Source organism: Streptococcus sp. 339 (assembly GCF_013277285.1).
Lineage (GTDB): Bacteria > Bacillota > Bacilli > Lactobacillales > Streptococcaceae > Streptococcus > Streptococcus pseudopneumoniae.
The window spans coordinates 1-12985 of sequence record NZ_VMMR01000026.1 but is presented as its reverse complement, the minus strand read 5'-3'; the positions used below and the strand labels follow the sequence as shown (position 1 = coordinate 12985).

At 39.6% G+C, this 12985-nt stretch carries 11 protein-coding genes; 10 read left to right on the top strand and 1 reads right to left on the bottom strand.

Annotated elements, in window-relative coordinates:
* Positions 1–5 precede the first annotated feature (5 nt).
* From dltA to HT736_RS03180, 9 genes are all read left to right on the top strand, one after another.
* Positions 6–1556: a D-alanine--poly(phosphoribitol) ligase subunit DltA gene (gene dltA, locus HT736_RS03220; RefSeq protein WP_119947156.1), complete on the top strand. Its 1551-nt coding sequence runs from the start codon at positions 6–8 to the stop codon at positions 1554–1556.
* Positions 1553–2797, top strand: a complete 1245-nt coding sequence (dltB, locus tag HT736_RS03215) for a D-alanyl-lipoteichoic acid biosynthesis protein DltB (RefSeq protein WP_119942498.1) — start codon at positions 1553–1555, stop codon at positions 2795–2797. Before dltA ends, dltB begins: the two co-directional genes overlap by 4 nt.
* A 12-nt stretch (positions 2798–2809) precedes the next feature.
* Entirely contained in the window at positions 2810–3049 is a 240-nt protein-coding gene (gene dltC, locus HT736_RS03210) for a D-alanine--poly(phosphoribitol) ligase subunit DltC (protein ID WP_119942496.1), read from the top strand.
* Positions 3042–4310, top strand: coding sequence for a D-alanyl-lipoteichoic acid biosynthesis protein DltD (gene dltD / locus HT736_RS03205; protein ID WP_119942494.1), 1269 nt, complete (start codon positions 3042–3044; stop codon positions 4308–4310). The genes dltC and dltD overlap by 8 nt, the downstream gene beginning before the upstream one ends.
* 152 nt (positions 4311–4462) lie before the next feature.
* Entirely contained in the window at positions 4463–4903 is a 441-nt protein-coding gene (gene adcR, locus HT736_RS03200) for a zinc-dependent transcriptional regulator AdcR (RefSeq protein WP_001249308.1), read from the top strand.
* Positions 4903–5607 carry a metal ABC transporter ATP-binding protein gene (locus tag HT736_RS03195; protein WP_001269496.1) on the top strand — a complete coding sequence of 235 codons (705 nt, stop codon included), beginning with the start codon at positions 4903–4905 and terminating at the stop codon, positions 5605–5607. Before adcR ends, HT736_RS03195 begins: the two co-directional genes overlap by 1 nt.
* Positions 5600–6406, top strand: coding sequence for a metal ABC transporter permease (locus tag HT736_RS03190; protein WP_119942491.1), 807 nt, complete (start codon positions 5600–5602; stop codon positions 6404–6406). Before HT736_RS03195 ends, HT736_RS03190 begins: the two co-directional genes overlap by 8 nt.
* 9 nt (positions 6407–6415) lie before the next feature.
* The gene (gene adcA / locus HT736_RS03185; RefSeq protein ID WP_172930748.1) at positions 6416–7921 is read left to right on the top strand and encodes a zinc ABC transporter substrate-binding lipoprotein AdcA; all 1506 of its coding nucleotides are present in this window, start codon (positions 6416–6418) and stop codon (positions 7919–7921) included.
* A 924-nt stretch (positions 7922–8845) separates the two neighbouring features.
* The gene (locus HT736_RS03180) at positions 8846–9811 is read left to right on the top strand and encodes a DUF3644 domain-containing protein (protein ID WP_000793783.1); all 966 of its coding nucleotides are present in this window, start codon (positions 8846–8848) and stop codon (positions 9809–9811) included.
* Between the two features lie 1085 nt (positions 9812–10896).
* Here HT736_RS03180 and HT736_RS03175 read toward each other — a convergent pair.
* Complete coding sequence (locus HT736_RS03175) at positions 10897–11754, bottom strand: 5'-nucleotidase, lipoprotein e(P4) family (RefSeq protein WP_023937667.1); 858 nt, start codon at positions 11752–11754, stop codon at positions 10897–10899.
* 241 nt (positions 11755–11995) lie between these two features.
* Between HT736_RS03175 and HT736_RS03170 the strand changes: the two genes are divergently transcribed.
* Positions 11996–12895 (top strand): SPFH domain-containing protein, encoded by a 900-nt coding sequence (locus HT736_RS03170; RefSeq protein WP_000963957.1) that lies wholly within the window; start codon positions 11996–11998, stop codon positions 12893–12895.
* The last annotated feature ends 90 nt before the right edge of the window (positions 12896–12985 follow it).

Below are 12985 nucleotides of genomic sequence, written 5' to 3'. Positions count from 1 at the left end.
CTATTGTGTCACATAAACCAATAGTAGATATGATTGAAACCATTGAGCATTTTGCTCAGACACAGCCTAGCTATCCTGTTTACAATGTTTTGGGGCAGGAACACACTTATGGAGATTTAAAGGCTAATTCGGATAGTTTAGCTACAGCCATTGACCAACTAGGCTTGCCTGAGAAGTCTCCTGTGGTTGTTTTTGGTGGCCGAGAATATGAAATGTTGGCAACCTTTGTAGCGCTGACTAAGTCAGGTCATGCTTACATTCCCATTGACAGTCATTCGGCCTTGGAGCGAGTTTCGGCTATTTTAGAAGTAGCAGAGCCAAGCTTGATTATTGCCATTTCAGACTTTCCATTGGAGCAGGTTTCTACACCGATGATGAATCTAGCTCAGGTTCAAGAAGCCTTTGCTCAAGGGACTAGCTATGAGATCACGCATCCAGTCAAGGGCGATGATAACTACTACATTATCTTTACTTCTGGTACGACTGGTAAGCCTAAGGGAGTGCAGATTTCCCATGATAACCTCCTCAGCTTTACCAACTGGATGATTACGGATAAGGAATTTGCGACGCCAAGTAGTCCGCAAATGCTGGCTCAGCCACCTTATTCTTTTGACCTGTCTGTCATGTACTGGGCGCCGACCTTGGCACTGGGTGGTACGCTTTTCGCTCTTCCTTCAGTCATCACTCAGGACTTTAAGCAACTCTTTGCGACTATCTTTTCATTGCCGATTGCTATCTGGACATCAACCCCTTCTTTTGCAGATATGGCCATGTTGTCTGAAGACTTTAATAGTGAGAAAATGCCTGGCATCACGCATTTCTACTTTGATGGCGAAGAATTGACGGTTAAAACAGCTCAAAAACTGCGCGAGCGTTTCCCAAATGCCCGTATTATCAATGCCTACGGTCCAACAGAAGCGACAGTGGCCCTGTCAGCAGTTGCCGTGACAGACGAGATGCTAGCGACTCTCAAACGCCTACCAATCGGCTATACCAAGGCTGATTCTCCAACCTTTATCATTGACGAGGAAGGAAATAAACTGCCAAATGGTGAACAGGGAGAAATCATTGTTTCTGGGCCAGCTGTTTCAAAAGGCTATATGAACAATCCTGAAAAAACAGCGGAAGCCTTCTTTGAGTTTGAAGGTCTGCCAGCCTACCACACAGGCGATGTGGGAACCATGACAGATGAGGGCTTACTTCTTTACGGTGGACGCATGGACTTCCAGATTAAGTTCAACGGTTACCGCATTGAGTTAGAAGATGTCTCTCAAAACCTCAATAAGTCTCGCTATATCGAGTCTGCTGTCGCAGTACCGCGTTATAATAAAGACCACAAGGTGCAAAATCTATTGGCTTATGTCATCTTGAAAGACGGTGTTCGTGAGCAGTTTGAGCGAGATATTGATATTACCAAGGCTATCAAGGAAGATTTAACAGATATCATGATGTCCTACATGATGCCGTCTAAATTCCTTTACCGAGACAGTTTGCCACTGACTCCAAATGGAAAAATTGACATCAAAGAATTGATTAACGAGGTGAATAAGAGATGATGGAGTTCTTTCAACAGCTTCCTCATTTAGAGCCATACGGCAATCCTCAGTATTTTGTCTATGTGATTGCTGCAACCTTGCCCATCTTTATCGGTCTCTTTTTCAAGAAACGCTTTGCCTGGTATGAAGTGCTGGTAAGTCTCTTCTTTATCGTCACCATGTTGGTAGGTGGGAAGACCAATCAGTTGGCTGCCTTGGGTATTTACCTTTGCTGGGAAATATTGCTCCTGCTTTTCTACAAGCATTATCGAAAAAACAAGGATGGCAAGTGGGTCTTCTACCTCGTTAGTTTTCTGTCCCTCCTTCCGATTATCTTTGTCAAGGTGCAGCCGGCTATCAATGGAACGCAGTCTTTGCTTGGGTTCTTGGGAATTTCTTACCTGACCTTTCGTTCGGTTGGGATTATCATTGAGTTGAGAGATGGAGTGATTAAGGATTTTACCCTCAGGGAATTCCTCCGTTTTCTTCTCTTCATGCCGACTTTTTCAAGTGGCCCAATCGATCGCTTTAAGCGATTTAATGAAAATTATCAGACCATTCCTGAACGAGATGAGTTGATGGATATGCTGGATGAATCTGTTCGCTATATCATGTGGGGCTTTTTGTATAAGTTTATCCTGGCTCATGTTTTAGGAGAAACCTTACTACCTCCTCTGAAGAATCTAGCCCTGCAGTCAGATGGTTTCTTTAACCTCTATGCCTTGGCAGTTATGTATACCTTTGGTCTGGAGCTCTTCTTTGATTTTGCAGGTTACTCTATGTTTGCCTTAGCCGTTTCAAATTTGATGGGAATTCGTAGCCCTATCAACTTTAATAAGCCTTTTTTATCAAGGAATTTAAAGGAATTTTGGAATCGTTGGCATATGAGTCTGTCTTTCTGGTTCCGTGACTTTGTCTTTATGAGAATGGTCATGGTGTTAACCAGAAAGAAGGTCTTTAAAAATCGTAATGTAACCTCAAGTGTGGCCTATATTGTAAATATGCTGATTATGGGATTTTGGCATGGAGTGACTTGGTACTATATCGCTTATGGACTTTTTCATGGATTAGGCTTGGTCATCAATGATGCTTGGGTTCGCAAGAAAAAAACGCTTAATAAGGAACGGAAAAAAGCAGGGAAAGCTGCTCTACCTGAGAATCGCTGGATTCAGTTGCTTGGCATGGTTGTCACCTTCCATGTCGTCATGCTGTCATTCTTAATCTTTTCTGGATTTTTGAATGATTTATGGTTTAAAAAATAAAGGAAATAAAATATGGATATCAAATCAGAAGTTATCGAAATTATTGATGAGTTGTTTATGGAAGATGTTTCTGACATGATGGATGAAGATCTTTTTGATGCAGGTATCTTGGATAGTATGGGAACGGTTGAGTTGATTGTGGAGATTGAAAACCGTTTTGATATTCGTGTCCCTGTTACAGAGTTTGGTCGCGATGATTGGAATACAGCCAATAAAATCATAGCTGGTATTGTGGAGCTACAAAATGCTTAAACGCTTATGGATGATCTTCGGACCGGTCTTGATAGCTGGTTTGTTGGTTTTTCTGCTCATTTTCTTTTATCCTACTGAGATACGTCATAATCTAGGAGCTGAAAAGCGTTCAGCGGTGGCTACTACTATCGATAGTTTTAAGGAGCGAAGTCAAAAAGTCAGAGCACTATCTGATCCAAATATGCGTTTTGTTCCCTTCTTTGGCTCTAGTGAATGGCTTCGTTTTGACGGTGCCCATCCTGCGGTATTAGCTGAGAAATACAATCGCTCCTACCGTCCTTATCTTTTAGGACAGAGGGGAGCTGCATCTCTTAACCAGTATTTTGGAATGCAACAGATGTTGCCACAACTGGAGAATAAACAAGTTGTGTATGTTATCTCACCTCAGTGGTTCAGTAAAAATGGCTATGAGCCAGCAGCCTTCCAGCAGTATTTTAATGGAGACCAGTTGACCAGTTTTCTGGAACATCAATCTGGAGATCAGGCTAGTCAATATGCAGCGACTCGCTTACTACAGCAGTTTCCTAACGTAGCTATGAAGGATTTGGTTCAGAAGTTGGCAAGTAAAGAAGAATTATCGACGGCAGACAATGAAATGATCGAATTATTGGCTCGGTTTAATGAACGCCAAGCTTCCTTTTTTGGTCAGTTTTCGGTTAGAGGCTATGTCAACTACGATAAACATGTAGTTAAGTATTTAAATACCTTGCCAGACCAGTTTTCTTATCAAGCCATAGAAGATATTGTTAAAGCAGATGCTGAAAAGAATACTTCCAATAATGATCTGGGAATGGAAAATTATTTCTATAATACGCAGATCAAGAAGGATTTGAAGAAATTAAAGGACTCTCAGAAAAGCTTTACCTACCTTAAATCACCGGAGTATAATGACCTGCAGTTGGTGTTAACCCAGTTTTCTAAATCTAAGGTAAACCCGATTTTTATCATTCCACCTGTTAATAAAAAATGGATGGACTACGCTGGTCTACGAGAGGATATGTACCAACAAACGGTGCAGAAGATTCGCTACCAGTTAGAGAGTCAAGGTTTTACCAATATAGCAGATTTTTCTAAGGACGGCGGGGAGCCTTTCTTTATGAAGGACACCATTCACCTTGGTTGGTTGGGTTGGTTGGCTTTTGACAAGGCAGTTGATCCTTTCCTATCCAATCCCACACCAGCTCCGACTTACCATCTGAATGAGCGCTTTTTCAGCAAAGATTGGGCGACTTATGATGGAGATGTTAAGGAATTTCAATAGATCATAATATAGAAGAGTTCAAGAATGAAGCCTATTTTCACGTTTTTTCTTGACTCTTTTTTTGCTTGTGATATAATTAACTGGTAAATAAAATTCTACAGAATAGTATTTTTTTCTTAAAAAAGAAAAGTCCAGAAGGAAAGGAGTCAGATATGAGACAGCTAGCGAAGGATATTGATGCTTTTTTGAATGAGGTAATTTTGCAGGCGGAAAATCAACATGAAATCCTAATAGGTCATTGCACTAGCGAGGTGGCCCTGACCAATACCCAGGAGCACATTCTTATGCTCTTGTCAGAGGAATCTTTAACCAATTCAGAGTTGGCTCGTCGTCTCAATGTCAGTCAGGCGGCAGTTACCAAGGCCATTAAGTCTTTGGTCAAGGAAGGGATGTTGGAAACATCTAAAGATCCTAAGGATGCGCGTGTGATTTTTTATCAGTTGACTGATTTGGCTCGTCCAATCGCTGAGGAGCACCACCATCACCATGAGCATACACTTTTAACCTATGAACAAGTGGCGACTCAGTTTACTCCAAATGAACAAAAAGTGATTCAGCGGTTTTTGACTGCTTTAGTAGGAGAAATCAAATAATGAGATACATTACGGTAGAGGATTTATCCTTCTATTATGATAAGGAGCCCGTTCTTGAACATATCAATTATAGTGTTGATAGTGGGGAATTTGTTACCTTGACTGGGGAAAATGGGGCAGCTAAGACGACACTCATCAAGGCCAGTCTTGGAATCCTCCAGCCACGCATTGGCAAGGTGACCATTTCAAAGACAAATACTCAGGGAAAGAAATTGAGAATAGCCTACCTTCCTCAACAGATTGCCAGTTTTAATGCGGGTTTTCCAAGTACGGTTTATGAATTTGTCAAGTCGGGTCGCTATCCGCGAAAAGGTTGGTTCCGTCGTTTGAATGCTCATGATGAGGAGCATATCAAGGCTAGTTTGGACTCAGTTGGTATGTGGGAACACCGAGATAAACGCTTGGGGTCTCTATCTGGAGGACAAAAGCAGCGAGCGGTGATTGCGCGTATGTTTGCTTCGGATCCAGATGTGTTTATCCTAGATGAGCCGACAACGGGGATGGATGCAGGAAGTAAAAACGAATTTTACGAACTCATGCACCACAGCGCCCATCATCATGGCAAGGCTGTTTTGATGATTACCCATGACCCTGAAGAAGTTAAGGACTATGCGGACCGCAATATTCATCTAGTCCGTAACCAAGACTCGCCATGGCGTTGTTTCAACGTTCATGAGAATGATCAGGAGGTGGGTCATGCTTAGTTTGTTATCTTATGACTTTATGCAGCGTGCCTTTCTGGCCGTTATTGCCATGAGTCTTTTCTCGCCGGTATTGGGGACCTTCCTTATCTTGCGCCGTCAGAGTTTGATGAGTGATACTCTTAGCCACGTCTCACTTTCAGGTGTAGCCTTTGGTCTGGTCCTAGGGATTTCTCCGACTGTTTCTACGATTGCTATTGTTTTGATCGCGGCGGTCTTTCTGGAGTATCTCCGTACGGTTTACAAGAGCTTTATGGAAATCGGGACAGCTATCCTCATGTCAACAGGTCTGGCTGTTTCTCTGATTGTCATGAGCAAGGGTAAAAGCTCGAGTTCTATGAGTTTGGACCAGTATCTTTTTGGTTCCATCGTGACTATCAGCGAAGAGCAGGTCATTTCCCTCTTTGTCATTGCGGTGGTTGTCTTGATTTTGACCTTCCTCTTCCTCCGTCCTATGTATATCCTGACATTTGATGAGGATACGGCCTTTGTGGATGGCTTGCCAGTTCGTACCATGTCCATTCTTTTTAACATGGTGACGGGGGTGGCCATTGCCCTTATGATTCCTGCTGCGGGAGCTCTTCTGGTATCGACCATTATGGTCTTGCCAGCTAGTATTGCCCTGCGTCTGGGGAAAAACTTTAAATCGGTTATGCTGCTTGCCAGTGCTATTGGATTTTTGGGAATGGTAGCAGGACTTTACATTTCCTACTATGCAGAAACACCTGCAAGTGCAAGCATTACTATTATTTTTGTAACTGTTTTCTTGCTAATTAGTTTAGTAAGACGTTTTATCAAATAGGAGACTAAGATGAAAAAAATTAGCTTATTACTAGCCAGTCTATGTGCCTTGTTTTTAGTGGCTTGTTCCAATCAAAAGCAGGCAGATGGCAAACTAAATATTGTGACAACCTTTTACCCTGTCTATGAATTTACCAAGCAAGTCGCAGGAGATACTGCTAATGTAGAACTCCTCATCGGTGCTGGTACAGAACCCCATGAATATGAACCGTCTGCCAAGGCAGTTGCCAGAATCCAAGACGCAGATACCTTCGTTTATGAAAATGAAAACATGGAAACATGGGTACCTAAATTGCTAGATACCTTGGATAAGAAAAAGGTCAAAACCATCAAGGCGACAGGCGATATGTTGCTCTTGCCAGGTGGCGAGGAAGAAGAGGGAGACCATGACCATGGAGAAGAAGGTCATCACCATGAGTTTGACCCCCATGTTTGGTTATCACCAGTTCGTGCCATTAAACTAGTAGAGCACATCCGCGATAGCTTGTCAGCAGATTATCCTGATAAAAAAGAGACCTTTGAAAAGAATGCAGCTGCCTATATCGAAAAATTGCAAGCCTTGGATAAGGCTTATGCAGAAGGCTTATCCAAAGCTAAACAAAAGAGCTTTGTGACTCAGCACGCAGCCTTTAACTACCTTGCTTTGGACTATGGACTCAAACAAGTCGCAATCTCAGGTCTCTCTCCAGATGCCGAGCCATCAGCTGCTCGTCTGGCAGAATTGACAGAGTACGTCAAGAAAAATAAAATTGCCTATATCTACTTTGAAGAAAATGCCTCACAAGCTCTTGCTAACACACTTTCAAAAGAGGCAGGTGTCAAAACTGATGTCCTCAATCCTTTAGAAAATCTAACAGAAGAGGATACCAAGGCTGGAGAAAATTACGTCTCTATCATGGAGAAAAACCTCAAGGCTCTAAAACAAACAACAGACCAAGAAGGTCCAGCTATCGAACCTGAAAAGGCAGAGGATACCAAGACAGTTCAAAATGGTTACTTCGAGGATGCAGACGTCAAGGACCGCACCTTGAATGACTATGCAGGTAACTGGCAATCAGTTTATCCTTTCCTTGAAGATGGCACGTTTGACCAAGTCTTTGACTACAAGGCTAAGTTGACTGGTAAGATGACCCAGGCTGAGTACAAGGCCTACTATACAAAAGGCTATCAGACAGATGTCACTAAGATTAACATTACTGATAACACTATGGAATTTATTCAAGGTGGACAAAGCAAGAAATATACTTATAAGTATGTTGGTAAGAAAATCTTAACTTACAAGAAAGGTAATCGTGGTGTGCGCTTCCTCTTTGAAGCGACAGATGCGGACGCTGGACAATTCAAGTATGTTCAGTTTAGTGACCACAATATCGCCCCAGTTAAGGCAGAACATTTCCATATCTTCTTTGGAGGCACAAGCCAAGAAGCCCTCTTTGAAGAAATGGACAACTGGCCAACCTACTATCCAGATAACCTATCTGGCCAAGAAATCGCCCAAGAAATGTTGGCACATTGATTAGAAACCGACTAGTTCATAGGAGCTAGTTGGTTTTTTGATACTAGATGGCTAACTTCATTATAGACCTTTCCAGAACTTTAAAAAATAAATAAAACTCTTGAAATATCTGGATCTGTATGTTAGAATAATTTTATCGGATAAGGTTCATTAGAACACTAAAGCCCCTAACTACTGCCATAGTTAAGGGGTGTTTTGGTATATTCTACAGGAATAGAAAAAGACCCTCTAAACTTTGTAGAGAGCCTTAAAAAATCAAAATAAAAAGATACCCCCCAGCACATAGGAATGCTCAACCTTTCAGTCTACCCCATTCTGGGACCCAGCGTTTATCCTTCACAAGTTATCTTATTGAGTCCATTATATCACACTTATGGAAAATGTAAGAAATTTGTATAGTATTTTTAAATGAATTGATGAAAAATCAAATACCTTTCAGAACTAAGGAACTTTAAATAATAAATAAAACTCTTGAAATATCTGGACCTGTATGTTAGAATAAAATCGATAGGCAAGGTTCATTAGAACACCAAATCCCTTAACTAGTGCGATAGTTAAGGGGTGTTTTGGTATATTCTACAGGAATATATAATCCTAGTTTTCTAATTTGCTCTTTGATTTTTGTTGAGTATAAACATTTTAACAAAAAAGTTAGTCTTTAATAAAAGAAGCGATATAGTGATATTAGAAATTCTCTTGTAATTCTGATATGTCTGCGTATTTTTCGTAAGTTACCTGTTTAGTAATCAGATGTCAGTTAAGGGCTTGATGTTTTATAAAAGAAAATTATGGAGGAAGGGAAATCCGACTTTATAAACTAAACTGTAAAAAACGGCAAATTTGACAAATGAATAAGAAAAAAATAAAAAGCAACTGTTTTTATTAAAAAGATTGCTTAATAGTTAGATTGGAGGGAAGAAAAATATGAAAAATTTAAGTCAACGACTTGTTGATAAAAGTGTTGAGGCCTTTATTATGGGGCTGGAAATTTACAACAAGCCTACAATCAAATATCGTATTGAAGGATTCAGTTTTTTCATATGTAATGCTTGGGAGTTGATGTTGAAGTCTGAAATGCTAAATAGAAATCTATCAATCTATTTTAAGGATAATCCAGATAGAACTCTCAGCCTTGAAAATGTTATCAAGAAAATTTATTCCGATGATAGTACACGAATTCGACTAAATCTGGAGCGTATTATTGAGCTTAGAAATATCAGCACACATTATATTACAGAGGATTACGAACTAAAGTACGCTCCACTATTTCAAGCGTGTGTACTTAACTATGTCAATGAACTTCAGAGATTTCATGGTAGAGACATCACTGAGACCATTGCACAAAATTTCCTAACTATATCAGCAAGTTATGAGCCTCTGACAAATGAACAAATCAGACTAAAATACCCAGCGGAAATTGCAGAAAAGTTTATTCAGCAAGCAAATGCTATAGATGTTCTTGTTTCTGAGTATAATTCAGATAAATTTGCAATCGGTGTAAAACAAAACCTATACATCACAAAGAAAAAGTCTGAAGCTGACTTCGTTGTCTCAATTGCAAATCAATCTCCCTCTCAAGTAGCAATAGTAAAAGATTTAAAAGATCCATCAGAGACTCACAAATATTCATACGGGAATATCATCTCAGTTGTAAATGATCGATTAAACAAGAAGAATATCAAATTAAATTATAAATCTGGTTTCAATCAATATGTTCTAACCTTAATCATTGATTTCTATTCAATAAAAACTGACGAGAAATTTGCATATTGCCATAAAATAGGTAAGTCTGAGCACTATACCTATTCACAGCAATTTGTTGACTTTATCATTACAGAAATAGAAAAAGACCCTCTAAACTTTGTAGAGAGCCTTAAAAAATCAAAATAAAAAGATAACCCCAGGCACATAGGAATGCTCAACCTTTCAGTCTACCCCATTCTGGGACCCAGCGTTTATCCTTCACAAGTTATCTTATTGAGTTCATTATATCACACTTATGGAAAATGTAAAGAAATTTGTATAGTATTTTTAAATGAATTGATGAAAAATCAAATACCTTTCAGAACTAAGGGAACCTGAAAAAATAAATAAAACTCTTGAAATATCTGGGCTTATATGCTAGAATGTAGTTAGTGTATAAGGTTCATTAGAACACCAAAGCCCCTAACTAGTGCCATAGTTAAGGGCTTTTTTGACGTATCTTAGCGATTTAATGGGTGTTTATAGGCTAGTCAGTCGGTCTACTTCTTACCATCTAGCCATTTGCAGACGAAATACAAGATAATTCCAGCTATAACATCTGCTATAATAGTAAGAGCAAGCTCTGGTATAAGGCTCATTAGTTTCACCTCCTCTCACGAACCCATAGGAACGTAATCGGTAACCGATGACAAAAATAGTATACCACACTAAATTTAGATCATCAACCTCACTTAATGCTTGAACTATTGTAGATTATATGCTAAAATGTAGTTAATTGATAAGGTTCATTAGAACACCAAAGCCCCTAACTATGGCCGTAGTTAAGGGCTTTTTTGACGTATCTTAGCGATTTAACGGGTGTTTATAGGCTAGTCACTCGGTCTACTCCTTACTATCTAGCCATCTGCAGACGAAATACAAGATAATTCCAGCTATAACATCCGCTATAATAGTAAGAGCGAGCTCTATGATAAGGCTCATTAGTTTCACCTCCTCTCACGAACCCATAGGAACGTAATCGGTAACCGATGACAAAAATAGTATACCACAATAAATTTAGATCATCAAGGTCACTTAATTCTTGAAATATAGGGTCTAGGCGACAAAGTCTTTAAAATCAGAAAAACGTATAGTATCAGATGTATAAAAGCTTGATGTTATATCAATTAAAAAAGTGGATAGGAAAGTTTTCTGATTATCAGAATTCCTTCCTATCCACTTTTTGAAGATTGTAAGTTAACCTTAGTTTATATAGAATCAGCTTATTTGTTTTATTTATTAAAACCTTGCAAAGCCTTTTGGCGTTCTTCCACTTGACCTTTAGCATCCAATTTATTGCCAGCGTAGACAGCTGTTTCCCATGATCCGTACATTGGATTTGGGAAGATGATGAATTTTTCACCGAATTCTTTTTGCAATTCTTCAAGTTGTTTATCACGGTCAGATTCAGAAATCTTCGAAAAATCTGCAAAGTCTACGAGGTTATCACCAAATAGTAATACTAGATTAGTTTTCTCTTGAACTGCTTGGCGACGCCCTTCTTTGGATTTTACACCACTTTCTAAGAGCATGAGGTGATCACGCCCTTGTACAGGGATTCCTTCGTTTTCTAGATTTTTAATCGTAGCATCTATTTGATTAACTGAGCGGTCAGAAATATAGTAAATTTGGATGCCGTTTTGATTGGCAAATTGAAGAAACTTCTTGGCTCCTGGGACGGCTTTTGCTGCAGCTTTTTGAACCCAAATATCCCAATTTTCAGGTGTGAATGCTGTTCCGTCTTTGATATTTTGAACTTGATAAGGACTATTATCTAAGACTGTTTCATCTAAGTCCAAAATGATTGAATAAGGCTTGTCTGATTCTGTTTTCAGTAATTCCTTTAGACGATCTGTGGCAACATTATAACCTTGTAGATACAAGGCTTTGGTTTCAGCTGATTTTTGATACCAAAGGGTTGACATAGTATTTTCTCTTGACCGTAGTTGGTCATATGTCATTGTAATCTGATTATCAGATGAGCTCTTATTGCTTGTCTGTGTTTCTGTAGACTTTGTTGCACAACTAGATAATAAGACGACAGATGCAAGTGCAGAAAGGATTGTAACAGTAGTTTTTGCTGATTTCATGAAATATCTCCTATTCATTAATTTCATAAATAGTATAGCACGAGAGAAAAGTTAAGGCAAGTCATTCTCTGACTATGGATGAAGATTCTATAGAAGTTAATGCAGTGAAAAAAAGAGATTACTAACTTGAAATGCAGTTTCACCTCTAATTATTGACATTTCAGGAAAAATCGCAGTAAAAACGGCACAGCCTTCTTTAAATGTGATATAATACTAGAAAAATACTTGTGGAGGTTCCATTATGGCAATATTTTTCATGATTTTTCTGATTGTTTGTGTGCTCCTATTGGTGATAGTCACACTGAGTACAGTTTATGTGGTTCGTCAGCAGTCGGTGGCGATTATTGAACGCTTTGGGAAATACCAAAAGGTTTCCAACAGCGGTATTCATATTCGCTTGCCTTTTGGGATTGACTCGATTGCAGCACGCATTCAGTTGCGCTTGCTGCAAAGTGATATTGTGGTTGAGACCAAGACCAAGGACAATGTGTTCGTGATGATGAATGTAGCGACTCAGTACCGTGTCAATGAGCAGAGCGTGACAGATGCCTACTATAAACTCATGCGTCCAGAATCTCAGATTAAATCTTATATCGAAGATGCTCTTCGCTCTTCTGTTCCCAAATTAACCTTGGACGAATTGTTTGAGAAAAAAGATGAGATTGCCCTTGAAGTTCAACACCAAGTAGCAGAAGAAATGACCACTTACGGCTACATTATCGTGAAAACCTTGATTACTAAGGTGGAGCCAGATGCAGAAGTTAAGCAATCCATGAATGAAATCAATGCGGCGCAACGCAAACGGGTCGCAGCGCAAGAATTGGCAGAAGCCGATAAAATTAAAATTGTCACTGCAGCTGAAGCCGAAGCAGAAAAAGACCGCCTTCATGGTGTGGGGATTGCCCAACAACGTAAGGCAATTGTGGATGGCTTAGCAGAGTCTATCACCGAACTCAAGGAAGCCAATGTTGGCATGACAGAAGAACAAATCATGTCCATCCTATTGACCAACCAGTATTTGGATACCTTGAACACCTTTGCCTCTAAAGGAAATCAAACTATCTTTTTACCAAATACTCCAAATGGTGTGGATGATATCCGTACACAAATCTTGTCAGCTCTTCGCGCTGAGAAGAAATAATAGACTAAAGAGCTTGGCAACAGGCTCTTTTTGCATTGCGTTTATTAAGAAAAACAAAAAATATTGATATACATTTATACTCAATGAAAA

Excerpts from the sequence above, each read along its gene's own strand:
- dltB (WP_119942498.1), top strand. The coding sequence starts at position 1,553 with ATGATGGAGTTCTTTCAACAGCTTCCTCATTTAGAGCCATACGGCAAT.
- dltC (WP_119942496.1), top strand. The coding sequence starts at position 2,810 with ATGGATATCAAATCAGAAGTTATCGAAATTATTGATGAGTTGTTTATG.
- dltD (WP_119942494.1), top strand. The coding sequence starts at position 3,042 with ATGCTTAAACGCTTATGGATGATCTTCGGACCGGTCTTGATAGCTGGT.
- adcR (WP_001249308.1), top strand. The coding sequence starts at position 4,463 with ATGAGACAGCTAGCGAAGGATATTGATGCTTTTTTGAATGAGGTAATT.
- HT736_RS03195 (WP_001269496.1), top strand. The coding sequence starts at position 4,903 with ATGAGATACATTACGGTAGAGGATTTATCCTTCTATTATGATAAGGAG.
- HT736_RS03190 (WP_119942491.1), top strand. The coding sequence starts at position 5,600 with ATGCTTAGTTTGTTATCTTATGACTTTATGCAGCGTGCCTTTCTGGCC.
- adcA (WP_172930748.1), top strand. The coding sequence starts at position 6,416 with ATGAAAAAAATTAGCTTATTACTAGCCAGTCTATGTGCCTTGTTTTTA.
- HT736_RS03180 (WP_000793783.1), top strand. The coding sequence starts at position 8,846 with ATGAAAAATTTAAGTCAACGACTTGTTGATAAAAGTGTTGAGGCCTTT.
- HT736_RS03175 (WP_023937667.1), bottom strand. The coding sequence starts at position 11,754 with ATGAAATCAGCAAAAACTACTGTTACAATCCTTTCTGCACTTGCATCT.
- HT736_RS03170 (WP_000963957.1), top strand. The coding sequence starts at position 11,996 with ATGGCAATATTTTTCATGATTTTTCTGATTGTTTGTGTGCTCCTATTG.